The organism is Streptomyces sp. NPDC032198, from assembly GCF_040636975.1.
GTDB lineage: Bacteria > Actinomycetota > Actinomycetes > Streptomycetales > Streptomycetaceae > Streptomyces.
The window spans coordinates 396,355-420,514 of record NZ_JBEZVL010000002.1 but is presented as its reverse complement, the minus strand read 5'-3'; the positions used below and the strand labels follow the sequence as shown (position 1 = coordinate 420,514).

Annotated in this window: 24 protein-coding genes and 2 pseudogenes; 5 read left to right on the top strand and 21 right to left on the bottom strand. The window is 69.7% G+C overall.

Features of this window, described 5'->3' with window-relative positions:
* Positions 1-12 precede the first annotated feature (12 nt).
* The gene (locus tag AB0E78_RS07095; protein ID WP_361829153.1) at positions 13-1,221 is read left to right on the top strand and encodes a cytochrome P450; all 1,209 of its coding nucleotides are present in this window, start codon (positions 13-15) and stop codon (positions 1,219-1,221) included.
* A gap of 16 nt (positions 1,222-1,237) precedes the next feature.
* Here AB0E78_RS07095 and AB0E78_RS07090 read toward each other — a convergent pair whose 3' ends face one another.
* The 13 genes and pseudogenes from AB0E78_RS07090 to AB0E78_RS07030 all read right to left on the bottom strand — a co-directional run bounded on the left by AB0E78_RS07090 (position 1,238) and on the right by AB0E78_RS07030 (position 13,069).
* Positions 1,238-2,119, bottom strand: coding sequence for an alpha/beta hydrolase (locus AB0E78_RS07090; protein ID WP_361829152.1), 882 nt, complete (start codon positions 2,117-2,119; stop codon positions 1,238-1,240).
* Positions 2,120-2,205: 86 nt separating this feature from the next.
* On the bottom strand, positions 2,206-3,405 hold the full coding sequence (gene kynU / locus AB0E78_RS07085; protein WP_361829151.1) for a kynureninase: 1,200 nt from the start codon (positions 3,403-3,405) through the stop codon (positions 2,206-2,208).
* Entirely contained in the window at positions 3,398-4,219 is an 822-nt protein-coding gene (locus tag AB0E78_RS07080; protein ID WP_361829150.1) for a tryptophan 2,3-dioxygenase family protein, read from the bottom strand. The genes kynU and AB0E78_RS07080 overlap by 8 nt, the downstream gene beginning before the upstream one ends.
* A gap of 178 nt (positions 4,220-4,397) precedes the next feature.
* Positions 4,398-4,811, bottom strand: a complete 414-nt coding sequence (locus tag AB0E78_RS07075; RefSeq protein ID WP_361829148.1) for a DUF3151 domain-containing protein — start codon at positions 4,809-4,811, stop codon at positions 4,398-4,400.
* Positions 4,812-4,901: 90 nt separating this feature from the next.
* Positions 4,902-5,933, bottom strand: coding sequence for a class II fructose-bisphosphate aldolase (fbaA, locus tag AB0E78_RS07070; protein WP_361829147.1), 1,032 nt, complete (start codon positions 5,931-5,933; stop codon positions 4,902-4,904).
* Positions 5,934-6,108: 175 nt separating this feature from the next.
* Positions 6,109-6,660 (bottom strand): orotate phosphoribosyltransferase, encoded by a 552-nt coding sequence (gene pyrE, locus AB0E78_RS07065; RefSeq protein WP_361829145.1) that lies wholly within the window; start codon positions 6,658-6,660, stop codon positions 6,109-6,111.
* 10 nt (positions 6,661-6,670) lie between these two features.
* Positions 6,671-7,459: an aldose 1-epimerase gene (locus AB0E78_RS07060; protein ID WP_361829143.1), complete on the bottom strand. Its 789-nt coding sequence runs from the start codon at positions 7,457-7,459 to the stop codon at positions 6,671-6,673.
* A gap of 248 nt (positions 7,460-7,707) precedes the next feature.
* Positions 7,708-8,502: an SRPBCC domain-containing protein gene (locus AB0E78_RS07055; protein WP_361829141.1), complete on the bottom strand. Its 795-nt coding sequence runs from the start codon at positions 8,500-8,502 to the stop codon at positions 7,708-7,710.
* A gap of 46 nt (positions 8,503-8,548) precedes the next feature.
* On the bottom strand, positions 8,549-10,090 hold the full coding sequence (locus tag AB0E78_RS07050; protein ID WP_361829139.1) for a polyamine aminopropyltransferase: 1,542 nt from the start codon (positions 10,088-10,090) through the stop codon (positions 8,549-8,551).
* A 158-nt stretch (positions 10,091-10,248) separates the two neighbouring features.
* Entirely contained in the window at positions 10,249-10,767 is a 519-nt protein-coding gene (locus AB0E78_RS07045; RefSeq protein WP_361829138.1) for a DUF2617 family protein, read from the bottom strand.
* Between the two features lie 805 nt (positions 10,768-11,572).
* A pseudogene (locus AB0E78_RS07040) lies at positions 11,573-11,875 on the bottom strand (tyrosine-type recombinase/integrase); the annotation flags it as partial.
* Positions 11,874-12,329 (bottom strand): annotated as a pseudogene (locus tag AB0E78_RS07035) (ATP-binding protein); the annotation flags it as partial. The pseudogenes AB0E78_RS07035 and AB0E78_RS07040, both read right to left, overlap by 2 nt.
* Positions 12,330-12,427: 98 nt before the next feature.
* Positions 12,428-13,069 (bottom strand): pentapeptide repeat-containing protein, encoded by a 642-nt coding sequence (locus AB0E78_RS07030; protein ID WP_361829136.1) that lies wholly within the window; start codon positions 13,067-13,069, stop codon positions 12,428-12,430.
* Positions 13,070-13,615: 546 nt separating this feature from the next.
* On the opposite strand from AB0E78_RS07030, the gene AB0E78_RS07025 reads away from it, so the two are divergent.
* Entirely contained in the window at positions 13,616-14,824 is a 1,209-nt protein-coding gene (locus AB0E78_RS07025) for a pyridoxal phosphate-dependent aminotransferase (RefSeq protein ID WP_361829134.1), read from the top strand.
* 79 nt (positions 14,825-14,903) lie between these two features.
* Here AB0E78_RS07025 and AB0E78_RS07020 read toward each other — a convergent pair whose 3' ends face one another.
* Together AB0E78_RS07020 and clpB are read right to left on the bottom strand one after the other, a co-directional pair.
* On the bottom strand, positions 14,904-15,443 hold the full coding sequence (locus AB0E78_RS07020) for a YbjN domain-containing protein (RefSeq protein ID WP_361829132.1): 540 nt from the start codon (positions 15,441-15,443) through the stop codon (positions 14,904-14,906).
* An 83-nt stretch (positions 15,444-15,526) separates the two neighbouring features.
* Positions 15,527-18,124 carry an ATP-dependent chaperone ClpB gene (clpB, locus tag AB0E78_RS07015; protein WP_361829131.1) on the bottom strand — a complete coding sequence of 866 codons (2,598 nt, stop codon included), beginning with the start codon at positions 18,122-18,124 and terminating at the stop codon, positions 15,527-15,529.
* 175 nt (positions 18,125-18,299) lie between these two features.
* Here clpB and AB0E78_RS07010 point away from each other — a divergent pair, with 175 nt between their 5' ends.
* The gene (locus AB0E78_RS07010; RefSeq protein WP_361829130.1) at positions 18,300-18,728 is read left to right on the top strand and encodes a pyridoxamine 5'-phosphate oxidase family protein; all 429 of its coding nucleotides are present in this window, start codon (positions 18,300-18,302) and stop codon (positions 18,726-18,728) included.
* A 126-nt stretch (positions 18,729-18,854) separates the two neighbouring features.
* On the opposite strand, the gene AB0E78_RS07005 is transcribed toward AB0E78_RS07010, so the two are convergent.
* Positions 18,855-19,232 (bottom strand): hypothetical protein, encoded by a 378-nt coding sequence (locus AB0E78_RS07005; protein WP_361829129.1) that lies wholly within the window; start codon positions 19,230-19,232, stop codon positions 18,855-18,857.
* Positions 19,229-19,435 (bottom strand): hypothetical protein, encoded by a 207-nt coding sequence (locus AB0E78_RS07000; RefSeq protein ID WP_361829128.1) that lies wholly within the window; start codon positions 19,433-19,435, stop codon positions 19,229-19,231. Before AB0E78_RS07000 ends, AB0E78_RS07005 begins: the two co-directional genes overlap by 4 nt.
* Positions 19,436-19,548: 113 nt before the next feature.
* On the opposite strand from AB0E78_RS07000, the gene AB0E78_RS06995 reads away from it, so the two are divergent.
* Positions 19,549-20,532 carry a helix-turn-helix transcriptional regulator gene (locus tag AB0E78_RS06995; protein WP_361829127.1) on the top strand — a complete coding sequence of 328 codons (984 nt, stop codon included), beginning with the start codon at positions 19,549-19,551 and terminating at the stop codon, positions 20,530-20,532.
* 23 nt (positions 20,533-20,555) lie between these two features.
* Complete coding sequence (locus AB0E78_RS06990) at positions 20,556-21,317, top strand: helix-turn-helix transcriptional regulator (RefSeq protein ID WP_361829126.1); 762 nt, start codon at positions 20,556-20,558, stop codon at positions 21,315-21,317.
* Between the two features lie 14 nt (positions 21,318-21,331).
* On the opposite strand, the gene AB0E78_RS06985 is transcribed toward AB0E78_RS06990, so the two are convergent.
* The 4 genes from AB0E78_RS06985 to dnaJ all read right to left on the bottom strand — a co-directional run bounded on the left by AB0E78_RS06985 (position 21,332) and on the right by dnaJ (position 24,134).
* Complete coding sequence (locus AB0E78_RS06985; RefSeq protein ID WP_361829124.1) at positions 21,332-21,832, bottom strand: nucleoside deaminase; 501 nt, start codon at positions 21,830-21,832, stop codon at positions 21,332-21,334.
* A complete protein-coding gene (locus AB0E78_RS06980) occupies positions 21,832-22,335 on the bottom strand; it encodes a hypothetical protein (protein ID WP_361829122.1) in 504 nt (167 codons plus the stop codon). The genes AB0E78_RS06985 and AB0E78_RS06980 overlap by 1 nt, the downstream gene beginning before the upstream one ends.
* A 124-nt stretch (positions 22,336-22,459) precedes the next feature.
* Entirely contained in the window at positions 22,460-22,924 is a 465-nt protein-coding gene (locus tag AB0E78_RS06975; RefSeq protein WP_361829121.1) for a helix-turn-helix domain-containing protein, read from the bottom strand.
* Between the two features lies 1 nt (position 22,925).
* Entirely contained in the window at positions 22,926-24,134 is a 1,209-nt protein-coding gene (gene dnaJ / locus AB0E78_RS06970) for a molecular chaperone DnaJ (RefSeq protein ID WP_361829119.1), read from the bottom strand.
* Between the last annotated feature and the right edge of the window lie 26 nt (positions 24,135-24,160).

Sequence of the window (24,160 nt, the reverse complement as noted above, 5' to 3'; positions counted from 1 at the left end):
TACCGTCCCTCCATGGATGCTCCCTTCGCCCCCTGGTCCCCGGAGTTCGTCGCCGACCCCTACCCGGCCTACGCGCGACTGCGGGCCGCCGGGCGGGTCCACTACTTCGAACCCACCGACCAGTGGCTCGTCCCGCACCACGCGGACGTGTCCGCGCTGCTGCGCGACCGGCGGCTCGGGCGGACCTATCTGCACCGCTTCACGCACGAGGAGTTCGGGCGGCAGGCCCCGCCGCCCGAGCACGAGCCGTTCCACGTCCTGAACGACAGCGGCATGCTCGACCTGGAGGCGCCCACCCACACCCGCATCCGGCGCCTGGTGTCGAAGGCGTTCACGCCGCGCACTGTCCAGCAACTCAGCCCGTACGTCGAGGAGTTGGCCGACCGGCTGGTACGGGAGCTGGTGGACGACGGCGGCGGTGACCTCGCCGCACGCGTCGCCGAGCCGCTGCCGGTGGCGGTGATCGCGCAGATGCTGGGCATCCCGGAGAGCGACCGGGACCAGTTGCGGCCCTGGTCCGCCGACATCTGCGGGATGTACGAGCTGAGCCCTTCCGAGGAGACCGCCGGGCGCGCGGTCAGGGCCTCGCTCGAGTTCTCGGCGTACCTGCGCGAACTCATCGCCGTGCGCCGCGAGAAGCCGGGCGACGACCTGATCTCGGGGCTCATCGCCGCACACGACGAAGGGGAGTCACTCAGCGAGCAGGAGATGATCTCCACCTGCGTGCTGCTGCTCAACGCGGGGCACGAGGCGACGGTCAACGCCACCGTCAACGGCTGGTACGCCCTCTTCCAGAACCCCGCTCAACTGGCCGCCCTGCGTGCCGACCCGGCGGCACTGATCCCCACCGCCGTGGAGGAGCTGATGCGGTACGACACCCCGCTCCAGCTCTTCGAGCGGTGGGTCCTCGACGACATCGAGGTCGACGGCACGGTGATCCCGCGGGGCAGCGAGGTCGCCCTCCTCTTCGGCTCCGCGAACCACGACCCGGCGGTGTTCACCGCTCCCGCCGAACTGGACCTGGCCCGCGCCGAGAACCCGCACATCTCCTTCAGCGCGGGCATCCACTACTGCATCGGCGCACCCCTGGCCCGCATCGAACTGGCCGCGTCGCTCGGGGCGTTGCTCCGCCGGGCGCCCGGCCTGACCCTCGCCGCCGAGCCGGAGCGCAAGCCGAACTTCGTGATCCGGGGGCTGCGGGAGCTGGTGGTCCAGGTGTAGGCCCGTACCCGCCCCCTCAGAACGCCAGTTGCGCGATCTCCTCCGCCACCACGGCGCAGGCGTCGGCGGCCGGGTCGATGAGCGGGAAGTGCCCGACCTCTTCGAGCAGCGTCACGCCGACGACCTCGCCCGCCTTCGCCGCGGCGTCGGCGTACGCCTCGGCGACCGCCTGCGGCACCACGATGTCGGTGCGTCCCTGGACGACGGTCGTGGCGATGCCGGTCGGCAGCAGGGCCGCCGGGTCCGCGTGCGGGAGACGCTCCTCGAAGTGCGCGTCACCGCCGAGGAGTTGCAAGGCGGCGCCCGAGCAGACGCCCAGCTCCTGGGCGACGCGGAAGTCGGCGATGGGCGCGAGGGCGACGACACCCCGGAAGGGGGCGGGCCGGTCCAGGCGCCACGGGGAGCCGGTGGGCAGCACGTGACGGGCGGCGGCCCAGAGGGCGAGGTGGCCGCCGGCCGAGTGGCCGGTGACGACGGTGCGGCGCAGGTCGGCGGTCGGCAGGAGTTCGGCCGCGAGCGCGGGCAGCGCGTCGAAGGCGGCGGCGATGTCGTCGAAGGTCTCGGGCCAGCGCCCGGCGACGGGCCCGTCCCCGCCCTGGGCGGGGATCGAACTGCCGCGGCGGTACTCGACGCTGGCCACCGCGAAGCCCCGCCTTGCCAGGAAGTCCGCGAAGGGCGTGAGGTGCTGCCGGTCGTACGGGGCGCGCCAGGCGCCGCCGTGCAGGACGACGACGAAGGGGGCGGGGTTCTCCGTGGCGGTGCGGGGCTCGTAGAAGTCGACCACCTGGTCGGGGTGCTCGCCGTACGCGGCGGTGGCGTCGGGCGTCACCGCGGGGTGCGAGAAGGCGGCCTCGGCCTCGGCGGCATCACGGGCCACGGCGTAGGCGTCGTCCGGCATGCGACTACCTCTCTGCGGGTGGGGGCAAGGGGCGGGGTGCTGGTCTCTTGATCTTCCCCTACCCCGCCCCCGCCCGATACCGGCGGTCAGCCCAGCGTCTCGGCGAGCACCCGCGCCGCCCGCTCCACATCGGCGAAGCCGACGTACAGCGGCGTGAACCCGAACCGCAGCACGTCCGGCGCCCGGAAGTCGCCGACCACGCCCCGCTCGATGAGGCGTCGCATCACGTCACCCGCGTCCTGGGACCGCAGCGCGACCTGGCTGCCGCGCTCCGCGTGGGCGGCCGGGGTGAGCACCTCGACCCTGCCCTCGGGGACGTAGGACGCCACGCACTCGACGAAGAAGTCCGTCAGCGCGAGGGACTTGGCCCGTACGGCCTCGATGGACACGCCGTCCCACACGTCGAGCGCCGCGTCCAGCGCCAGCATCGACAGGATGTCCGGCGTACCGACCCGCCCCCGCAGCGCACCCTGGGCCGCCTCGAACTCCGGCCGCATCCCGAAGGGTTCGGCGTGCGAGTTCCAGCCCGGCAGCGGGGAGTCGAAGCGGGGCTGCAGATCCGCCCGTACGTAGAGGTACGCCGGTGCACCCGGGCCCCCGTTCAGGTACTTGTAGGTGCACCCGACCGCGAGGTCCACGCCGTGCGCGTCGAGCCCGACGGGCAGCGCACCGGCGGTGTGGCACAGGTCCCAGACCACGAGCGCGCCCGCGTCGTGCACGGCCGCCGTCAGACCGGGCAGATCGTGCAGGCGCCCGGTGCGGTAGTCGGCGTGGTTGAGCAGCACGACGGCCGTGCGCGGGCCGAGGACACCGCGCACCTCGCCGGGCGCCACCGGCACGAGACGGCATCCCGTCATCCGCGCCGCGGACTCGGCGATGTACCCGTCCGTGGGGAACGTCGTCGCGTCAACGACGATCTCGTCCCGCCCCTCGTCCGGGTCGCGCACCATGCGTACGGCGGCCACCAGGGCCTTGAAGACGTTCACGCTCGTCGAGTCGCCGACCACGATCTGGCCGGGTGCGGCCCCGACGAGGGGGGCTATGCGGTCGCCGATGCGCTCGGGCGCGGTCCACCAGCCGCTCTCGTCCCAGGAGCGGATGCGCAGCTGCCCCCACTGCCGGGAGATGACGTCCGCGACCCGGTCCTGGACGACGGCGGGCAGGGCGCCCAGCGAGTTCCCGTCCAGGTAGACGGTGTCGTCCAGGACGAACTCCGCGCGCTTGGCGCGGAGTTCGTCGTCGGCGTCGCGCTTCGCCGCCTGCTCCTTGAGGCCGGCCTCAGACATGGCTCCTCGCAGTCCACAGCTCGGGGAAGACGTTCTTCGTCGCGCGCTTCTCCAGCCACGCCACACCGGCGGAGCCGCCGGTGCCCGTCTTGGAGCCCATCGCGCGCCGGGTCGCCACCAGGTGGTCGTTGCGCCAGCGCCACACCAGTTCGGCGACATCCGTCATCGTCTCGCCGAGGCGGGCCAGTTCATCGCTCTCGTCACCGGCGTAGAGGTCGGTCCACACCTTCTCGACCTCGGGCGACGGCTCGTACTTCTTGGTCAGGTCGCGCTGCAGCACGGCGGCCGGGACGGCGTGCCCGCGGCGGGCGAGCAGGGCGAGGACCTCGTCGTACAGGCTCGGCTCCTGGAGGGCCTTCTCCAGCTCCGCGTGCACGCGGGGCGCGCCCCGGTGGGGCACCAGCATCGACGCGGACTTGTCGCCGAGCAGGAACTCCATGCGGCGGTACATCGCGGACTGGAATCCGGATCCCTCGCCGAGCGCGGAACGGTAGGAGTTGAACTGCGCGGGGGTGAGCTGGGCGAGCGGGCGCCAGGAGGCGTTCAGCGCCTCCAGTTCGCGCAGGCTGCGCTTGAGTGCGGCCACGGCGGTGGGGATGTCGTCGCGGCGCAGGGCGTGCGACGCGGTCTCCCACTCGTGCACGATGACCGTGAACCACAGCTCCATCACCTGGGTGGTGACCAGGAAGACCATCTCGCCCGGGTCGTCCGAGCGCAGGTGCTGGAGGTGCGTGAGGACGTCCGCCTGGACGTAGTCCTCGTACGGGGTGGTTCCTGCGAAGTCGAGGTTCGGGGTGTCCGCCTCTTGGGACATCGCGATCTCCTTGATACGTACTCCGGGTAGCGGTCCGCCCCTGCCGTTACCGACACGGGGGCCCCGGTCCCCACCGGCATCCTCCGCAACATCCCGGGAAACGGCAAGACCTGCCTGGTCACACAGGGTGGCCGGGCAGGTCCTGTACGTTTTTCCGCCGGTCGGGCGGGTGCGGGCGTCAGCCCAGGGTGTCCGCCGCGGTCTGCGAGGAGTCCCGCAGGAAGCCGGCGCAGCGCTCGTACTCCTCCTGCTCACCGATCGACTGGGCGGCGCGGGCGAGGCCGTGCAGGGCCCGCAGGAAGCCGCGGTTCGGCTCGTGCTCCCACGGCACCGGGCCGTGGCCCTTCCAGCCGCTGCGGCGCAGCGAGTCGAGGCCGCGGTGGTAGCCGGTACGGGCGTACGCGTACGACTCGACGACGCTGCCCCGCTCGAACGCCTCGTCGGCGAGCTGCGCCCAGGCGAGCGAGGAGGTGGGGTACTTCGCCGCGACGTCGGCGGGCGCCGCGCCGTTCGCGAGCAGCTCGCGCGGCTCCGGGTCGTCGGGCAGGTGGGTCGGGGGCGGTCCCCCGAGCAGATCCTTGTGAATGGCCATGGGTTCCAGTCTGCGCCATACGCGTACGGGCCCGGCACCCAGGGAAGGGTGCCGGGCCCGTATCCGGACGCGGTGGTGCCTGCCGTGCGGCTACTTCAGCTTCGTGCCCGTGGAGCGCAGGTTCGCGCAGGCCTCGGTGACGCGCTTGGCCATGCCCGCCTCGGCGGCCTTGCCCCAGGTGCGGGGGTCGTACGTCTTCTTCGAGCCGACCTCGCCGTCGACCTTCAGGACGCCGTCGTAGTTCTTGAACATGTGGTCCGCGACGGGACGCGTGAAGGCGTACTGCGTGTCCGTGTCGAGGTTCATCTTCACGACGCCGTTCTCCAGGGCGGTCGCGATCTCCTCGGCGGTGGAGCCGGAGCCGCCGTGGAAGACGAAGTCGAACGGCTGCGAACCGGCCGGCTTGCCGTACTTCGCGCCGACGCCCTCCTGGAGGTCCTTGAGGAGCTCGGGGCGCAGGACGACGTTGCCCGGCTTGTAGACGCCGTGGACGTTGCCGAAGGACGCGGCCAGGAGGTAGCGGCCCTTCTCGCCCAGGCCGAGGGCCTCGGCGGTGCGCAGCGCGTCGTCGACGGTCGTGTAGAGCTCGTCGTTGATCTCGTGCGTGACGCCGTCCTCCTCGCCACCGGTGGGGGTGATCTCCACCTCGAGGATGATCTTCGCGGCGGCGGCCTTCGCGAGCAGCTCCTGGCCGATGGCCAGGTTGTCGGCGAGGGTCTCGGCGGAGCCGTCCCACATGTGCGACTGGAAGAGCGGGTCACGGCCGGCCTTGACGCGCTCGGCGGAGACGTCGAGCAGCGGGCGGACGTACGTGTCCAGCTTGTCCTTGGGGCAGTGGTCGGTGTGCAGCGCGACGGTGATGTCGTACTTCGCGGCGACGATGTGCGCGAACTCGGCGAGGGCCACGGCGCCCGTCACCATGTCCTTGTTGTACTGGCCGCCCAGGAACTCCGCACCACCGGTGGAGATCTGGATGATGCCGTCGCTCTCGGCCTCCGCGAAGCCGCGCAGCGCGGCGTGCAGGGTCTGGGTGGAGGTCACGTTGATGGCCGGGTAGGCGAACTTGCCTGCCTTCGCCCGGTCGAGCATCTCGGCGTAGACCTCGGGAGTTGCGATGGGCATGTGTCCGCTCCTTGTGATGTGCGGGTGTGTGCTTGGCCCTGACCTAAGGGGGCGACGTCATCGTCGCCCCCATCTTTCCAGACTTGCCGGGCGGCTCCGGCCGCCCGACGGACACCGGATCCGGTCCGGCCGTGGTCCGGCCCCGGTCCAGCCCTGGTCCAGGCCTAGTCCAGGCCTAGTCCAGGCCGAGGTCGTCCTTGGAGTACGCGAAGAGGTACGGCACCCCGGCCCCCTCGGTGATCTTCTCGCCCGCCCCGGTGGCGCGGTCCACGATGGTCGCGACGCCGACCACCTCGGCACCGGCCTCGCGCACGGCCTCGACGGCGGTGAGCGGGGAGCCGCCGGTGGTGGAGGTGTCCTCGACGACGAGAACGCGGCGCCCCTTGATGTCCGGGCCCTCGACGCGGCGCTGCATGCCGTGCGCCTTGGCGGCCTTGCGCACGACGAAGGCGTCGAGCCGCTTGCCGCGGGCCGCGGAGGCGTGCAGCATCGCGCCGGCGACGGGGTCGGCGCCCATGGTGAGGCCGCCCACGGCGTCGAAGTCGAGGTCGGCGGTGAGGTCGAGAAGGACCTGGCCGACCAGGGGGGCGGCCTCGCCGTCGAGAGTGATGCGGCGCAGGTCGATGTAGTAGTCGCCCTCAAGACCCGAGGAGAGGGTCACCTTGCCGTGCACCACGGCCTTGTCCTTGATCTGCTGCAGCAGCACGCCACGTACGTCGTCAGTCATGCCTGTCAGCTTAAAGCCGCGCCCAGGTCCAGGTCGTCGACGCTTCCAGGGGGTCGATGGGGGTGACCAGGCGGGGCAGGGTGTTGAGCCCGTTCGGCGGGCCTGTCTGCGGCTCCACGCACACCGCGGCCTCCTGCTCGTCGTACACGACGGCCCACGGCTCGCGGCTCTTCACCGTGAGCGCGAGCTGGCCGGGCCAGGTGAGGGTGACGTCGACGCCGTCGGGCATGCCGAAGCAGTCGTCCCAGGGGCCGGGGGTGGGGGCGATGCGGTTGCCGGTGGGGAGATGGTCATCGCCCCGCTCCTCCTGCCAGGCGGGCTCGAAGCCGATGCGGACGTCCTCCTGCCCCAGGTTCCGGTTGAACCACGGGTGCCAGCCCGCCTGGGCCGGGAAGGAGTCGCCGTACGTCTCGATGCCGAGCGTGAGGGTGAGGGAGTCCTCGGTGAGCGCGACGATCTGCGTGACGCGGCCTTCGTAGGGCCAGGGATCGGTCAGGTCGTACGTGAACGCGGCCTCGCTCTCGCCCGCGCGGGCGGTGCGCCATGCCGCGTCCCTCGCGAAGCCGTGGATGGCGTGCGGCGGGGAGTTGAGGGGCATCTGGTGGGTGGTGCCGCCGTTGCGGAACTTTCCCTCCCGGATGCGGCCGGCCCAGGGGGCCATGGGGAAGCAGCCGTAGCGCTCGCCCTGCCTCAACAGCTCGGTCCCGCCGACCCGAAGGCTCCCGATCCGGCAGCCGTTCCCCGCCTGCACGGTAACTTCCGCGTCACCCGCGGTCAGTGTCACGTCTTCGCTACTCACGGGGACGACCCTACGGCCAAAGGGCTTTTACTTCCCCAACCCCGCCCCTTCCCACAAACCCGCTCGGCGCAGGGGCCTTGTGCGTACCGTCATCACCGGCTTCGCCGAGTTCGTCCTCAGGCGCCGGACGGGCTGGAAAATCCAGCCCGTCCGGCGCTTGAGGACATCTTGTCGGGGTCTGGGGCGGAGCCCCGGGTAGGCCCGGGGCGCAGGCACGGTTTTCGGGAAGGGGCGGGGTCGGGGAAAATTCACCGCCTACGGCGCAAGACGCGGCCCGCGACGATCGCCGAGGCCAGCACCACCGCGGCCGCGGGCGCGGCCCAGCGCAGGGTGGCCCTCGTGGACATCGACTCGGCGGCGGGCGCCGGGGCGTACCGCCCGCGGGGCGGCGCGTGGTCGACCTCCTCCGCGCTGCGGCCGATCATCGTCCGCCGGGCGTGCGCGGCCTCGGCGGGAGGCACCACGACGTCCTCGATCTCCACGTCGGTGTCGACGGTGTCATCGGTGTCGTCGAACGACGACGGCGGCACCTCCGTCTCGAAGACGGAGGGGGCGTCGACCGGCTCGACCACCGCTTCCGGCTCGGGCGCCGCAAGCTCGGGCTTCGGCTCGGCCGCCCGGCCCAGCCCCTCGGCGAACCGCTCGATGAGCCGCCGCACCGCGCCCTCCACAGCCTGTGGAGAACTTTCGGTGACGCGCCCCTCGCCCGCGCCCGTACCGGCGAAGACCAGCTGGGTCCCGGCGCCGTCATCGGCGGATTCGAGCCGCACCGTCAGCGAGAGCTTCACGGAGCCGCCGCCCCGCACCTCCACGCCCTCGCCCTCGATCGCGAAGGAACCCTCGCCGCGGCGGGCGACCCGCGCCGCGCCGCGGTACGTGATCGTGTGCCCCCCGACCCGCACCCTGAGACGGCCGGAGAGCGGCGACGCGGACTCGTCGGCGTCACGCTGAAGGCCGGGCACCGCCCCAGCGACCTGCTCGGGGTCGCTCAGCACCTGCTGAAGACGGTCGGCGGGAACCGGAACGAACACCTCATGCTCCATGGCAGTCGAGCCTACCCACGTGGCCGAGAACATGTACGTCAGTTCGTCAGTTCGCGTACCGCGGGTGCACCAGTGTGGAGGGGGTGAGGCCCCGCATCCGCGTCCGTTCGGCGGACGCCACGCCCACCCGCAGCAGCGCCGCCGTCCCGGGCGGTTCCAGGACGGGGCGGGACCTGGCCGCCAGGACGAAGCCCCAGTCGCGCGGCGCGGAGGCGCCTTCCGCCGTCCGGTCGGGGCCCGCCGCGAACCCGGAGATCCTGCCGCCCACGCGGTACGGCTCGGTGAGCAGCCCCGCCGCCCGCAGCGTCGCCTCCACCGTCCAGAAGACGCGCGGCCGGTCGGCCATCGGCCCCGCGTGCACGGCGAGGCGTCCGCCGTCGGCGAGGGCCTGGCGCGCGAGGCCGTAGAACTCCTGGGAGTAGAGCTTCGTGCTGGCGGTGATGCCGGGGTCGGGCAGATCGGAGATCACCACGTCGTACGTACGAGGGGGTGAGCGCAGCCAGCGGAACGCGTCGGCCTGCACCACCCGCACCCGGGGGTCGCTGTACGCGTGTTCGTTCAGCTCGCTCAGCGCCGGGTCGTGCCGCGCCAACCGCACCACCTCCGGGTCGAGTTCGACGACGTCCACCCGGCGTACTCCCGGATGCCGCAGCACCTCGCGCGCCGCGAGGCCGTCGCCGCCGCCGAGGATCAGCACGCGCGCGTGGCGTCCGCTCATCGCGGGGCCGACGAGCGCCCGGTGGTAGCGGTGCTCGTCACGGCCGCTGACGCGCAGCCGCCCGTCGAGGTAGAGGTCGAGCGAGTCGCGCCTGCCGCCGGTGAGCACCACTTCCTGGATGTCGGTCTGTACGGCGACCCGTACGTCCTGGCCGTAGACCGCCCGGCGCGCCGCATCCTCGAAGTCGCCGACGAGGACGGCGGCCGAGGCGAGCAGGCCCAGGACCGTGGCGTTCGCGACGAGCAGCGCCCAGCGGCCCCGCACGCTCAAGTCCTCGCGGAACAGGCCGAACACGAGCGCACCGCCCGCCAGCGCGTTGACCGCGCCGGTGATCAGCGCACCGCTGAGCTGTCCGAGCAGCGGGAGCAGGAGGAAGGGGAAGGCGAGGCCACCCACCAGCGCGCCCACGTAGTCGGCGGCGAACAGGTCGGACACCGCGCCGCTGGGGTCCTGCCGTCTGATCCGCTGGATGAGCACCATGAGCAGCGGTACTTCGGCGCCGATGAGCAGACCGATGGCGAGCGAGAACGCGACGAGGAGATAACGCGAGCCGCTCGCCCAGACCTCGCCCCGGTCGCCGGTCCAGGCGAACGCCGCGTACAGCGCCATCGCGCTCAGTCCGCCGACCAGTGCGAGGGCGGCCTCGACCAGACCGAAGCCGACCGCGGCGCGGCACCGCAGGTGCTTGGCGAGCAGGGAGCCGATGCCCATGGCGAAGACCATCACCGAGAGGACCACCGACGCCTGCGTGACCGAGTCGCCGATCAAGTACGAGGCGAGGGCGACGAGTTCGAGTTCGTACACCAGACCGCAGGCCGCGCAGATGAAGACGCCGACCAGGACGAGGAACCGCCCCGTCCTCGGCGTCACCGGTAAATGCGTTGACGGCTCGATCACCTTGGGAACGCTACGTCACCGCACTCGCACATCCAGTCACCCACAAGGATGCAACTCGACGCCGGAGGTGTATATGAGATGTCTGCGGGGCGCGGTGGTCAGAGCACCGCCAGAGCACCTTCAGAGCTCTGTCAGAGCACGGCCGGCATGCGCACGCCCACGCGGGTGCGGGTCGCCACGAGTTGTCCGTCCTGCGGGTAGGCGTGCCAGGTGCGCCATTGCACCACGCCTTCGTGCCGCTGAGCCAGCATGGCCGTGAACGCGTGCGGACTGCCGGGGAAGACCCCGGCGAGGCCCCGCGGGTGGTCGGCCACCAGGGCGAGTAATTCCTGTGCGCGGCCCGCGAACTGGCCGCGCGAGAGGGTCTCGACACGCGCCGCGAATTCGTACTCCCACTCGCCCAGGCGCTTGGAGACGCCGAGCGGCAGTGGCGTACTGCTGCCGGGGATGCAGGCGACGGTCTCGGAGCAGGTGCCCTGCTCCTCTTCGAGGATCACTTGGTGCGACGCGCCGAGGAGTCTGAGCTCCATTCTCGCGTCGGACAGTTCCAGTTCGAGTGTGGCGAGCGCGGGCAGCGGCTCGCGCCCAAGGGTCCAGGCGAGGTCCGCGGCGCACGTGTCGGTGTAGACAGTCTTCAGGGTCGTGAGCATGGGTCGGCTCCGCTAACACGCAATGGAGGTGGGGCCGGCGCGCACGGTCGGAGACCGGGCGGTCGGGATGCCGGCTCGTGCCCACGAGAACGTCCTTGATGTCCAAGTCGTCCGTCCGAGGGCGGTGCTGACGGTTAAGAGGGAATCATGGACTGCTGCACTGCCACTGCGCTTTTACCCAACTTCGGAGGGTTTCCACCCCCGCGGGGGCTGCACAGTTCAACTGTTCAATGACTCAACGACGAAGTGCCCGGCAGGAGTTGCCTCCCACCGGGCACTTCAACAGATGGACGGACCAGCTGCCCCGTGTCAGCTGCCTCCACCACCGCCACAACCGCCACCGCCGCCGCACGAAGAACCGCCGCCGCAGGACGAACCGCCACCGCATGAGCCACCGCCGTGGTGACCGCCGTGCCCCCCGCCACTGTCACCACCGCCGGCCCACCAACCGCCGCCGGACCCCGCCGCACCGGCCGCACTGGAGCCCGAACCGCCGCCGCGTCCCCGCCCCGCGTACATCGCGAGTCCGACGACCAGAGCCACTGCGATCACCACGAAGACCAAGACCATGACCTCCACGCCCCTTTCCATTCCCCCGAAGCAGGCCCCCCGTGGGTCCGCGTGGGTCCGCGTTCTTCTTCTTGTTTGTTCTTCTTGTTTCTTCTTCTTGCCTCGTACTTCTCGTGTGAAAGGGGAATGCCCCCGCGCATGCCGACCCAAAGCAGAGTTGAGCAACTTCAGAGGGTTCTCGCGGGGCAAATGCCTTTGACCTGCTCAGAGGTGCAGTTCAGGGGCCGTCCGCGCCTCACTGGGCCGTCTGTGGGCCGTCATCGCCTGCGGAGAGGGCTCCAAAGACCTGGTCGATGGCGCGCCGGGCGCGCTCCCGGCTATCGGGCATCAGATGGGCGTACACCCGCAGCGTCAGCCCCGGATCGGCGTGCCCCATGTACTCGCTGACGGCCTTGATGTTCTCGCCCGCGTCCAGCAAGGCGGAGGCGTAGAAGTGCCTCAGGGCGTGCATGCCGTGCTCGCGGGCTCCCGCGTAGCGTTCCCCTTCCTCAGCCTCCGGGATGAATCCCACCTTGGCGAGAGCGGGCTTCCAGTCCTTGGATGACGCCCACGTCGATACCCGTGAGAAGGAGGGGGCGGCGGTAGCCGACGCGGAATACGTCCCCGTCGGTGAACAGGGCCCGCTTGACGCTCTCGGCGCCGGTCACGATGCAGCACATCGCATCCGACAGGTCGGGCGTCATGTGGGAGAGGTTGTCCAGCGCGGTGATCCATCCCGCCGCCACGGCCGCGGTGAGGTTCTCCTCATCCTTTGGCGCCCGCCGCAGGTCACCGCTCATCCCCTCGATGATCCGGGTGAGCATCCGGCCCCCGGTGGACTTGCCCGCGCCCTGCGGGCCGGTGAGGAACGGCGCGGGGACGGGAACGGACGGCCCGAGACAGCCGATCAGCCACGCGATGGCCAGGCACTCGGTCTCCGCGTTGGCGAAGTTGCACAGCCGCATCAGCAGGTCGATGCCCTTGCCGTCGGTGTCCTTGACCGGTAGCGGGAGTTATGCATCAGGCTGCGCTATTCGCCTGCTTGGATGGCCTCGTTGCCGCAGCCGCCGACAGATACTTCCGCCTCCCCTTGCCACGCTAACCCCCGACTTCACGAATTCCTGCCCGCTTTCCATTCTTCGACTTCAGAGATCCGTTCCACTACTAGCGGATCATTCTCTATTCCGTTCGGTAATTTCGTGCCAAGAGACGGGAAGGCACTCAAGACTTGTTCTACAGTCAACCCTTTAGAGTAGTGGAATTGTGCCCCATCCAGCCATGCGCGAGACAGGTCGGCCCCGGATAGATCTGCGTTCGCAAAAAAGGAAAACTCAAGGTTCGCTCCCGCGAGGCTTACCCGCTCAAGTTGCGCATTGCGGAAATCTCCTCGGCCGAAATACGTTTGAGACAGATCTAAATCACGAAAGTCCAATCGAGCAAAGGGTTCGTAACGACTGATCAGAGCAGTCACAGCCGCTGTGACGTCAGCAGGAAGTGGTGCCCCTGCCTCGCGCCCGCCACACCTGGGCGCTTGCGACTGGAGGAATGCGCTCAGTACCTGCCGGGCGTGCCGCGACTGATCGGGAGCATCGGCGGCGATTTGCTCAAGAGCAAGGATCCCGCCGAGACGCACGTGCATTCGCTCTGAATCGAGGCGCTCCAAGGCCTTTGTAAAACGATCCGTCACTTGCCCACGGAAGGCCAGCTTGTAATTGCGTGCAGTGTAAGCCAAGGCGATACTGGCGCCAGCCACTGCCGCAAACTGCACGACAGCTGTACGGAATCCGGTTACAAGGGCAGCGGACCCTGACCTCAGTTCATCGTCACTGATGTACTTACCGTCGAACCACCAAGGTCCACGCCAAATTAGCACCACAGTGACTATGAAAAGTGAGGGAATCCCTATGAGGAAGCGGCTTCGGTACAACCACGTACTGGTTCGAAGCAGCAGGACAAATATACCCACGATCAGGCCGAGGATACCCGCGTGCACTTTCGACCGTAGTTTCGATTCCGGGCGCCATGCAGCTCTCTGGCTGGCCATACTGCATGAAAGCAGATCACATGCCTCCACGTCTGGCTTACATCAGTTCAAGCGTGGGAGGACCACCGAGATGTGGCGCACAGCTCCTCTCCCCGTAAGCCCTGGGCCGTCTCTGGGCCGTCCAACGAAGATCGATAACAGCCGACGACGACCAACGACGACGGCTCCGCCGCAGGTCAGGCGCAACGCCTCGTGCATCACTTCAGGCCCCCAAGCCCGTACGTGAGTTGAGCAACTCCAGAGGTTGGGCGCAGGATGGCGGCCATGACCTCCACATCCGGGAGCGGGCGCCCGCTGCTCAACCGCCGCCTCGCCGAGTTCGGTACGACGATTTTCGCCGAGATGTCCGCGCTGGCCGTGAAAACGGGTGCCATCAACCTCGGGCAGGGCTTTCCCGACACGGACGGCCCCGAGGAGATCCGCGAGGCCGCGGTCCGCGCGCTGCGGGACGGGCGCGGCAACCAGTACCCGCCGGGCCCCGGCATCCCGGAGCTCCGCACCGCGATCGCCGCGCACCAGCAGCACCGGTACGGACTGGCGTACGACCCCGACCGCGAGGTCCTGGTCACGGCGGGTGCGACGGAGGCCATCGCCGCGTCCCTGCTGGCGCTGGTCGAGCCGGGTGACGAGGTCATCGCCCTGGAGCCGTACTACGACTCGTACGCGGCGTCGATCGCCCTCGCCGGGGGCAAGCGGGTCCCGGTGACGCTGCGCCCCGACGCGGCCGAGGGGCGCTTCCGCCTCGATCTGGACGAGCTGCGCGACGCCATCACGCCCCACACCCGGCTGCTGCTCCTGAACACGCCGCACAACCCGACCGGCACGGTCCTGACCCGCGCGGAGCTCACCGAGATCGCGAGGCTCGCGGTCGAGCGGGACCTGCTCGTCGTCACGGACGAGGTGTACGAGCACCTGGTCTTCGACGACGGCGAGGGCACGGCGCACATCCCGCTCGCCTCCTTCCCCGGCATGCGCGAGCGCACGGTGACGATCGGCTCCGCGGGCAAGACGTTCTCGTTCACCGGCTGGAAGGTCGGCTGGATCACGTCCTCGCCGGAGCTCGTGACGGCGGTCCGCTCGGCGAAGCAGTTCCTCACCTACGTGTCGTCGGGCCCGTTCCAGTACGCGATCGCGGAGGCCCTCGCCCTGCCCGACACGTACTTCACGTCCTTCGCCGAGGGCATGCGCGCCAAGCGGGACCTCCTGAGCGAGGGCCTGACGGCCGCGGGCTTCGATGTCTACCGCCCGGCGGGCACGTACTTCGTCACCACCGACATCCGGCCCCTGGGCGAGTCGGACGGCTTCGCCTTCTGCCGGGCCCTGCCCGAGCGCATCGGTGTCGTCGCCATCCCGAACGCGGTCTTCTACGACCACCGGGAGGCCGGGGCGCCGTTCGTGCGCTTCGCGTTCTGCAAGAAGGACGAGGTCCTGGCCGACGCGGTCGCGCGGCTCAAGTCGCTGTAGCCCCCCTCATGACGAAAGCCCGGCCGGGGCGCCCACCTGATGGTGTGGCGTCCCGGCCGGGCTCTCGCCGCGGCGTGGCCTAGGCCTCGTCGTCGGGCTTCTCTTCACCCTCGGTGGCGTCGACCTCGGCCTCCAGGCCGAGCTGCTCGACCAGCCACTTGTCGAACTCGATGGCGGCCCGCACCCAGCTGACCGTCGACGACACGAAGTGCTCGAGCGCGACGCCCGTGCCGATCAGCATCTGCGCCTCGCCGATGAGGCGGACGGTGCCGTCGTCGTGCGTGTGCGTGTAGACCTTCGGCCACAGGGTGCGGCGGTTCCAGTCGTCGATCGCCTCAAGGATCTGGGGCTTCTCTTCGATGCCGTGCGCGCGGTCGTAGAACGTCCGCACCGAGAAGACCTGCTGGTCGTCCTCGCCACGGAACATGAAGTACGTGCGGAACTCCTCCCACGGCGCCGCGAGGTCTCCCTCTTCGTCGACGACGTGCTTGAGCTCCATCTGGTCCAGGAGCTGCTTGACCAGGTCCTGGTCGGGGACAACGGGGCCCGCCGGTCCATCGCCCTGCTGCGGTTCGGGCTGTCCCCCGAAATTCGGAATCGAGGACGGGTCGATGCTCACGTGCTTAGTCCCTTCGTACGGATTCCGCCATCCTGCCCCATGTCGGGCGGGGGCCCGCAACCCCCGCCCCCGATGTGACCGGGTTATGCCGTCCCGGCCGTGGCCGGACCGACGATCAGGCCGTCGCCGAACGTGTCCACGCGGACCGTGTCGCCGTCCTTCACCTCGCCCGAGAGGATCTCCTTGGCGAGCCGGTCGCCGATGGACGTCTGGATGAGGCGCCGCAGGGGCCGCGCACCGTACGCCGGGTCGTTGCCCTCCTCCGCCAGCCATGCCAGCGCCTCCGGGGAGACCTCCAGCGTGAGCCGCCGCTCGGCGAGCCTCGCGGCGAGGCGGTCGATCTGCAGCTGGGCGATGTGCGCCAGCTCGTCCTTGCCGAGCGCCGAGAAGACGACGAGATCGTCAAGCCGGTTCAGGAACTCCGGCTTGAAAGAGGCCCGTACGACGTCGAGGACCTGCTGCTTCTTCTCCTCCTCGGAGGTCAGCGGCTCGACGAGGTACTGACTGCCGAGGTTCGAGGTCAGGACGAGGATGGTGTTGCGGAAGTCCACCGTCCGGCCCTGCCCGTCGGTGAGCCGCCCGTCGTCGAGGACCTGGAGCAGCACGTCGAAGACTTCCGGGTGCGCCTTCTCGACCTCGTCGAGGAGCACGACGCTGTACGGGCGCCGACGCACGGCCTCGGTGAGCTGGCCGCCCTCCTCGTAGCCGACGTACCCGGGCGGGGCGCCGACCAGCCTGGCCACGCTGTGCTTCTCGCCGTACTCGCTCATGTCGATGCGGACCATGGCGCGCTCGTCGTCGAAGAGGAAGTCCGCGAGGGCCTTCGCCAGCTCGGTCTTGCCGACGCCGGTCGGCCCGAGGAAGAGGAAGGACCCAGTGGGCCGGTCGGGGTCGGCGATCCCGGCGCGCGTGCGCCGCACGGCGTCGGACACGGCCTGCACGGCCTCGGTCTGGCCGACGAGCCGCTTGCCGAGCTCGTCCTCCATGCGCAGCAGCTTCTGCGTCTCGCCCTCGAGGAGCCGCCCGGCGGGGATGCCCGTCCAGGCACCGACCACGTCGGCGATGTCGTCGGGGCCGACCTCCTCCTTGACCATGGTGTCCTTGGACACCTCTTCCTCGGCCTCGGAAGCGACCTCCAGGTCGTGTTCGAGGGTGGGGATCTCGCCGTAGAGCAGCTTGCTCGCGGTGTCGAAGTCACCGTCGCGCTGGGCGCGCTCGGCCTGGCCGCGCAGCTCGTCGAGCTTCTCCTTCAGCTCACCGACGCGGTTGAGGGACTGCTTCTCCTTCTCCCAGCGCGCGTTGAGCCCGCGCAGCTCCTCCTCCTTGTCGGCGAGGTCGCGCCGCAGCCGTTCGAGGCGCTCCTTGCTCGCCGGGTCGGTCTCCTTGCTGAGCGCCAGCTCCTCCATCTTCAGGCGGTCGACGGAGCGCTGGAGCTCGTCGATCTCCAGGGGGGAGGAGTCGATCTCCATCCGCAGCCGGGACGCGGCCTCGTCGACGAGGTCGATGGCCTTGTCGGGCAGGAAGCGCGAGGTGATGTACCGGTCGGAGAGCGCGGCTGCGGCGACGAGCGCGCTGTCGGCGATCTGCACCTTGTGGTGCGCCTCGTAGCGCCCCTTGAGCCCGCGGAGGATCGCGATGGAGTCCTCGACGCTCGGCTCGTCGACGAGCACCTGCTGGAAGCGCCGTTCGAGTGCGGGGTCCTTCTCGATCCGCTCGCGGTACTCGTCGAGGGTGGTGGCGCCTACCATCCGCAGCTCACCGCGGGCGAGCATGGGCTTGAGCATGTTGCCGGCGTCCATGGCGGAGTCGCCGCCCGCGCCGGCGCCGACGACGGTGTGCAGCTCGTCGATGAACGTGATGATCTGGCCGTCGCTCTCCTTGATCTCGGAGAGGACGGTCTTGAGCCGCTCCTCGAACTCGCCGCGGTACTTCGCGCCCGCGACCATGGCCCCCAGGTCGAGGGAGACGAGCCGCTTGTTCTTCAGCGACTCGGGGACGTCGCCCTTCACGATGCGCTGCGCGAGCCCTTCGACGACGGCGGTCTTGCCGACGCCGGGCTCGCCGATGAGCACGGGGTTGTTCTTCGTGCGCCGCGAGAGGACCTGCACCACGCGCCGGATCTCCTGATCACGGCCGATGACGGGGTCGAGCTTGCCTTCCCTGGCGGCGGCGGTGAAGTCGGTGCCGAACTTCTCCAGGGCCTTGTACTGGCCCTCCGGGTCCGGTGTGGTCACCCGACGTCCTCCCCTTGCCGTCTCGAACGCGTCGAGCAGCTTCTTGGCGGTGGCCCCGTGCTTGCTCAGGACCTCTCCGGCGGGACCGCCCTTGGCGGCGGTGCCGATCAGCAGATGCTCGGTGGAGAGGTAATCATCGCCCAGCTCCTTCGCCCGCTGCGAGGCGTCGGCGATGACCGCGAGCAGGTCGCGGTTGGGCTGCGGTGGTGCGACGGTCGACCCGGTGACGCTGGGCAGGGCGCTCAGGGCGCGCTCGGCGTCGGCGCGGACGGCGGCCTGGTCGGCCTCGACCGCGGCGAGCAGGTCGGTGATGTTCTCGTTGTCCTGCCCCTCAAGCAGTGCCAGCAGCAGATGCGCGGGGGTCAGATCGGGATGCCCTTCCTGCACGGCCCGACTGCTGGCCGCGTTGATCGCGTCCCGGCTCCTGTTGGTCAGCTCGGCGTCCACGTGCGTCGTCTCCTCCTTGCGTCCTTGCGGTGCGTATGGCGTACGGCTCGCGTACGGGTGCGTGCGTTCTCCCTGGCGGGTTCCGCGACCCCACCTGACTTAAACAGCGTACATAAAGTTGAGTCTATTCCGCTCAAGGGAAGGTGATGGCCGGAGAACGGCTAGGTTCCAATGCATGGCCATGGACCCTCACCACCCGACCCCGGCGTATCTCAGCTTCTGGCGTGAACGGCATCTGTGCACGCTGACGACCCCGCGCCCCGACGGCACCCCGCACGTGGTTCCCGTCGGCGTCACGTACGACCCGGAGGCGGGTGTGGCCCGCGTCCTCGCAAACAAGTCGAGCGCGAAGGTCGCCCACGTCCTCGCGGCGACGGGCGGGGAGGGGTCAGGGGCGCGGGTGGCGGTCTGCCAGGTCGAGGGACGGCGCTGGGCGACGCTGGAGGGGCACGCGCGCATCCGTACGGAGGAGGCCGCGATCGCGGTGGCGATGCGGCGCTACGAGGAGCGGTACGGGAGGGTGCCGAGGCCGAATCCGGACCGCGTACTGATCGAGATCACGCTGACGCGGGCGATGGGCACGAGGTCCCTGCTTGAGGCATGACCTCCGGGCCCGCAGCGCCGGCCTTCCCCCCTCGCACACACCACAGCGACGCCACCGTGTTCAGGTCCACGGTGGCGCCGCTGCTGGGGGAAGCACCTGCGCGATGTACAACGACGGGGGATCGCGTCAGGCGCTGCGGGGGGTGGCTGTAATGGTTCTTGTAGTGGTGGAACTCTGCTGGTCCTGCTGCTCGCGGCCGCCGCCGGGCTGCCCCGGCTCACCGACCAGCTGGTGGTCGCGCCGGTCCAGATTGACGAAGACCATCCCGTACCGAATGGCACACCGCACGGGCTGTGGGGCGCCCCGCGGCTTGCGGAGGCACCGGTAGGCCCGGATCTCCTCCTCGTCGTCACGGGTGACGACCACCGGCTCCCCGAGGAGCGTGACCATCAGCGAGTCGCCGGCGTGGGGTATCGCGGTGGCGAGATCGATGAAGTGCCAACCGGAGCGGTAGGCGGTGGCCATTTCTCGGCGGAAGGTGCGGTCGTCGGGGGGAGTGCTCATGACGCGACACCCTCAGCGCCAGGCAGGACATTCCAAGAGACGTCCCCCTTGGCGGCCTGCGTGGCGACGCCCTTTCCGGAGGCTCCTCCTGAGGAGTCCCAGGAAACGTCACCCGCGGTTGCAAGGGTGAACGCCGCGGCGGCGACGGTCATGACTAGCGCCGAGCGAAGCATTCTCGTGAACATCGTCAGCTTCGTCCTCACTTGGTAGGTCCTATCCCCCGGCTCCATGAAGACGATGTCTTAATCCAGCACGTCGAGGCCACAGGATCGATGCATCATGTTCCTGTACGTACAGGACCCTGGGGGGTGGAGAATTGCTCACAACAAGCACGAAACCGACACATCCCCACCCCATTACCGAGCTCTGCGGTGAGGGAGCGCGTCTCTACGCAAGCGCTCTGAGCGCTGGACGCATCGCCCGGGCGGAGATCGAACCGGCTCCCTGCTTGGTGGAATTCGCGTTGCTCCACCCCGATCCGGACGATGCGAATTGGCTTCGCCCCGTACCGCCGTCGGCCATACTCGCGCAGCGCCTCCACCCCATCGAGCGCGAGATCAGGGACCGTAGAAAGCTCAGCATCGAACTAACCGATGTGTTTGAGCCTTTCATGAACATCAGTTCACAACCGTCGGTGGCCACACACGCGATCACGGTCCTTGAAGGTTTGGCGAGTATCAACTCCACCCTGGACGCGGCGACAGCCGCATGCAAGGACGAGATACTCACCATCCAGCCCGGCGGTGTGCGTGGCGGCGACATGCTCTCCCAGTCCCTGGCCCGCGTACGAGAACCCCTCGACCGGGGCGTACGGATGCGGACGCTGTACCAGCACACAGTGCGCCACGGACCCGGCGTCTTCGCCTACCTGGAGCAGCTCGATCCTCGCCAGATCCAGGTCAGGACGCTCGAGGAACTCATCGACCGCATGATTATCTTCGACCGGTCGACCGCCGTCATCCCGGCGCGCCGCGACCGGCAAGTGGCCCTGGAACTCCGTCATCCGGGCCTCGTCGAGTACCTCGTCTCCGTATTCGACCAGTTCTGGCAGCAGGCCACTCCCCTGCGGGAAGAAACCCCGTACAGCCCCGCTCACAACGGCATTACGGGCGTTCAGCGCACCATTGCCAAGCTCCTCATCGACGGCCACGTCGACGAGGCGATCGCCCGTCGACTCGGCATGAACGTCCGCACCTGCCGCGCCCACATCGCTAAGATCGCCGCCGCCCTGGGCAGCGGAAGCCGAGCTCAACTCGGCTATCTGATCGCCCAGTCCGGAATCCTCGACAAGGATCACTGAACTCGGCGATGGAATGAGTCGACGTGACGACAGAACCCCATGCCCACGAGGCCGATGAGCCGTGTGAAGCGGGCTCCGGCCTGCACTGCCGGGCTCTGCGGGAGACGCAACCGGCCGCAGCCTCCGCCACCACGGAGCTGAGGGGTATCGCTCGCATCAACGAAGCCGTCAGCCGGGCCGAGGCGGCGGCTTCGCAGGAAGTGCTCACCATCCAGCCCGGCGGAGCCCGCCCTCCCGACATCCTGGAAGCCACCCTTCCGCGTGAGCAGGCGCTGCTCACCCGCGGCTGCCGGATGCGGACGCTCTACCAGCACACGACGCGTCACTCACTGCCTGCTCTGGCCCACTTCGAACAGCTCGACGGGGATGTCGAGGTACGCACCCTCGACGAGGTCACCGAGCGGCTCTTCGTCTTCGACCGCAAGGTCGCCTTCATCCCCGCGAGCAAGGACCGCAGCCGCGCCCTCGAACTGCGCCACCCCGCCGTGGTCGGCTACCTCGCCACCACCTTCGACCGGCTGTGGCGCCTGGCCACCCCCATGTGGCCCCAGTCGGCGCCCCAGCGGGCGGAAAACGGCATCACCACCCGCCAACGCGCCATCGCCACTTTCCTTACCGAGGGGCTGACCGATTCCGAGATCTCCGCGCGCCTGGGCATGAATGTCCGCACCGCGCGCGTCCACATAGCCAAACTCGCCGCAATCCTCGGCAGCGAGAGCCGGGCCCAACTCGGCTATCTCATAGGCCGGTCAGGAATTCTCGACACGGAGGAAACGGAGGGCTGAGCCCGAGCCGCGGGTCAGTCGGCCGTGTGCGATCTGCGGTGCAATTCCTTGATTTCTTCCGTCAGTTCGGGGGACGGGCCCGCCACCTGTACGCCGGGCGCGATCGCGGCGATCGGGAGTGCGTTGACCGGTGCGGGTGGGGCTTTGAACTCCGTCAGCCAAGAGGTCAGTTGGGCGGAGGAGGCCGCGTACACGATGCGGCCCAGGCCCACCCAGGCGTGAGCCGCCGCGCACATGGGGCAGTGCTCGCCCGACGTGTAGACCGTCGCTCCCGCCCGCTCCTCGGGGGTCAGGTGCTCCGCCGACCAGCGGGCCAGTTCGAACTCGGGGTGGCGGGTGTGGTCGCCGCCCGCGACGCGGTTGTGGTCCTCCCGGAGGACCTTTCCGGCCGCCGACACCAGGAGCGAGCCGAAGGGCTCGTCGCCCGCGTCCAGGGCCTCCCTCGCCAGCTCCACGGCGCGGCGCAGGTACGCCAGGTCCGTTTCGGCGGGCGGCGGCACGTGCGGGGTGTCCATCAGATCTCCGTCCAGGTGCGCAGCAGGTCCTCGCGGTCCGGTGTCTTCGGGGTGCCGCCCTCGTGGCGTCTGCCCCATTCCGCCATCGCCGCCAGCGTCGTCAGCAGTGTGCCCGCACCCTGCGTGAGGCGGGCCAGGAGGGCGCGCGAGAGGTCGTACTCCGTCTGCGAGTAGCCCGTGGCCGCCGCCGTGTAGACCGTCAGGTCCGTGTCGCCCTCGGTGCCCGAGACCCGCAGCGTCATCGTGGGCGCCTCGTCGCCGCCGCCGAGGCCCACCGTCAGCGCCAGGTCCACCAGCACGCCCACGTTGCGCTTCAGGGACTTCACGGGGGCGTCCTCGACCGAAAGGGCGTGGACGTCCTCCCAGGGCCACAGACCCGCCTGCTTGTCCCCCAGGGCCACCACTCCCTCCGGAGTGAGCCGCGCCCCCGCCGCGAGGCCCGACGGCTTCGCGCCCACGTACACATCGCCCTCGGCGATCCAGAAAAGTCCCACCATGGTCATGGCGAGCCCCCCGCTTCCCCAGCATGAAACAAGCAAAGAATCTTCAGGTCGTCACCGCCAACGCACGTCGGGGCCGGGAGGTTCCCACCTCCCGGCCCCGACGGCGCGCACGGCGCACGAAAAATTACTGCTCCGACGTCCTCTTCGGACGCCACACCACCAAGGCGCTCGCCTGCTGCACGTCCTGGTACGGAACCAGGTCGCGGCGGTACGACGCGTGGACCGCCGCCTCGCGCTGCTGCATCGCGGCGGCCGCGCCCTCCACCGCGCTGGACAGCTCGACCACCCTCGCCTGCAGCGCGGCGACCTGGTTCTCCAGCTCGATGATGCGCTTGATGCCGGCGAGGTTGATGCCCTCCTCCTGCGACAATTGCTGGACGGTGCGCAGCAGTTCGATGTCGCGGGCGGAATAGCGCCGGCCACGGCCCGCCGTGCGGTCCGGGGAGACCAGACCGAGGCGGTCGTACTGGCGCAGGGTCTGCGGGTGGAGGCCCGAAAGCTGAGCGGCCACCGAGATGACGTAGACCGGCGTCTCGTCAGTCAGTTGGTACGCCCGCCCAAAATTGGACTGTCGACGACGGCCGTCCATCTCATGCTCCCTTCGCGGCCTGGAACAGTTCTGCCCGCGGATCGTCGTCCGCAGTCGCCTCGCGGTAGCTCTCCAGGGCTTCCTTCGCCTGGTCGCTCAACGACGTCGGTACGGATACCTCCACCGTCACGAGCAGGTCGCCCCGTGAACCGTCCTTGCGGACCGCGCCCTTGCCCCGCGCCCGCATCGTACGGCCGTTGGGCGTGCCCGGCGGCAGTTTCAGCGTGACGGGAGGGCCGCCCAGCGTGGGCACCTTGACCTCGCCGCCCAGTGCCGCCTCGGCGAACGTCACCGGCACCGTCACCGTCAGGTTGTCGCCCTTGCGGCCGAAGACCGGGTGGGTGTCGACGTGCACGACCACGTACAGATCGCCTGCCGGACCGCCCCGTTCACCGGGACCGCCCTTGCCTCGCAGGCGGATGCGCTGGCCGTCCGACACCCCCGCGGGGATGCGGACCTGCATCGTGCGCGACGACTTCGCCCGGCCCGAGCCCTTGCAGACCTCGCAGGGGTCCTGGGCGATGAGCCCACGCCCCTTGCAGTCCACGCAGGGATCCGTGAGGGAGAAACCGCCGCCGCCTCCCCGCGTGACCTGGCCCGTGCCGACGCAGGTCGGGCACACGCGCGGTGTGCCGTTCTTGTCGCCGGTGCCGGAACAGGCCTTGCAGGGAGCCTGGGAGGACATCCGGAGCGGGACCGTGGCCCCGTCCACCGCCTCCGTGAAGCTCAGCGTGACCTCGGACTCGATGTCCTGGCCCCGCCGGGGCTGCGTACGCGTGCCCGCGCCGCCCGCGCCCGTGCCGCCTCGGTTGAACAGGCCCCCGAAGACGTCACCCAGACCGCCCCCGAAGCCGCCGCCCGCGCCGCCCGCTCCACCGCCGCCCGGGGCGCCGCCTCCGAAGAGGTCGCCCAGGTCGAAGTTGAACGAACCGCCGCCGCCCGCGCCTCCGGGACCGGCCCTGAAGCCGCCGTTGCCGAAGAGAGCACGCGCTTCGTCGTACTCCTTGCGCTTCTTGGGGTCCCCGAGGACGTCGTTCGCCTCCGAGATCTCCTTGAAGCGCTCTTCCGCTTTCGCGTTGCCCTTGTTGGCGTCCGGGTGGTTCTCGCGTGCGAGTTTCCGGTACGCCTTCTTGATCTCGGCTTCGGTGGCGTCCTTGGGGACGCCGAGGACCTTGTAGTAGTCCTTCTCGATGAAGTCCTTGGTGCTCATCCCCGACGTCCCTCCTCTCGCTTCAC

What these genes read in the sequence shown, in the direction of transcription:
- AB0E78_RS07095 (WP_361829153.1), top strand. Translation starts at nt 13, where the DNA reads ATGGATGCTCCCTTCGCCCCCTGGTCCCCGGAGTTCGTCGCCGACCCC.
- AB0E78_RS06980 (WP_361829122.1), bottom strand. Translation starts at nt 22,335, where the DNA reads ATGACCATGGTGGGACTTTTCTGGATCGCCGAGGGCGATGTGTACGTG.
- AB0E78_RS07045 (WP_361829138.1), bottom strand. Translation starts at nt 10,767, where the DNA reads ATGCTCACGACCCTGAAGACTGTCTACACCGACACGTGCGCCGCGGAC.
- AB0E78_RS07080 (WP_361829150.1), bottom strand. Translation starts at nt 4,219, where the DNA reads ATGTCCCAAGAGGCGGACACCCCGAACCTCGACTTCGCAGGAACCACC.
- fbaA (WP_361829147.1), bottom strand. Translation starts at nt 5,933, where the DNA reads ATGCCCATCGCAACTCCCGAGGTCTACGCCGAGATGCTCGACCGGGCG.
- AB0E78_RS07025 (WP_361829134.1), top strand. Translation starts at nt 13,616, where the DNA reads ATGGCGGCCATGACCTCCACATCCGGGAGCGGGCGCCCGCTGCTCAAC.
- AB0E78_RS07005 (WP_361829129.1), bottom strand. Translation starts at nt 19,232, where the DNA reads ATGAGCACTCCCCCCGACGACCGCACCTTCCGCCGAGAAATGGCCACC.
- kynU (WP_361829151.1), bottom strand. Translation starts at nt 3,405, where the DNA reads ATGTCTGAGGCCGGCCTCAAGGAGCAGGCGGCGAAGCGCGACGCCGAC.
- AB0E78_RS06985 (WP_361829124.1), bottom strand. Translation starts at nt 21,832, where the DNA reads ATGGACACCCCGCACGTGCCGCCGCCCGCCGAAACGGACCTGGCGTAC.
- AB0E78_RS07075 (WP_361829148.1), bottom strand. Translation starts at nt 4,811, where the DNA reads ATGGCCATTCACAAGGATCTGCTCGGGGGACCGCCCCCGACCCACCTG.
- AB0E78_RS07010 (WP_361829130.1), top strand. Translation starts at nt 18,300, where the DNA reads ATGGCCATGGACCCTCACCACCCGACCCCGGCGTATCTCAGCTTCTGG.
- pyrE (WP_361829145.1), bottom strand. Translation starts at nt 6,660, where the DNA reads ATGACTGACGACGTACGTGGCGTGCTGCTGCAGCAGATCAAGGACAAG.
- dnaJ (WP_361829119.1), bottom strand. Translation starts at nt 24,134, where the DNA reads ATGAGCACCAAGGACTTCATCGAGAAGGACTACTACAAGGTCCTCGGC.
- AB0E78_RS07055 (WP_361829141.1), bottom strand. Translation starts at nt 8,502, where the DNA reads ATGGAGCATGAGGTGTTCGTTCCGGTTCCCGCCGACCGTCTTCAGCAG.
- AB0E78_RS06975 (WP_361829121.1), bottom strand. Translation starts at nt 22,924, where the DNA reads ATGGACGGCCGTCGTCGACAGTCCAATTTTGGGCGGGCGTACCAACTG.
- AB0E78_RS07090 (WP_361829152.1), bottom strand. Translation starts at nt 2,119, where the DNA reads ATGCCGGACGACGCCTACGCCGTGGCCCGTGATGCCGCCGAGGCCGAG.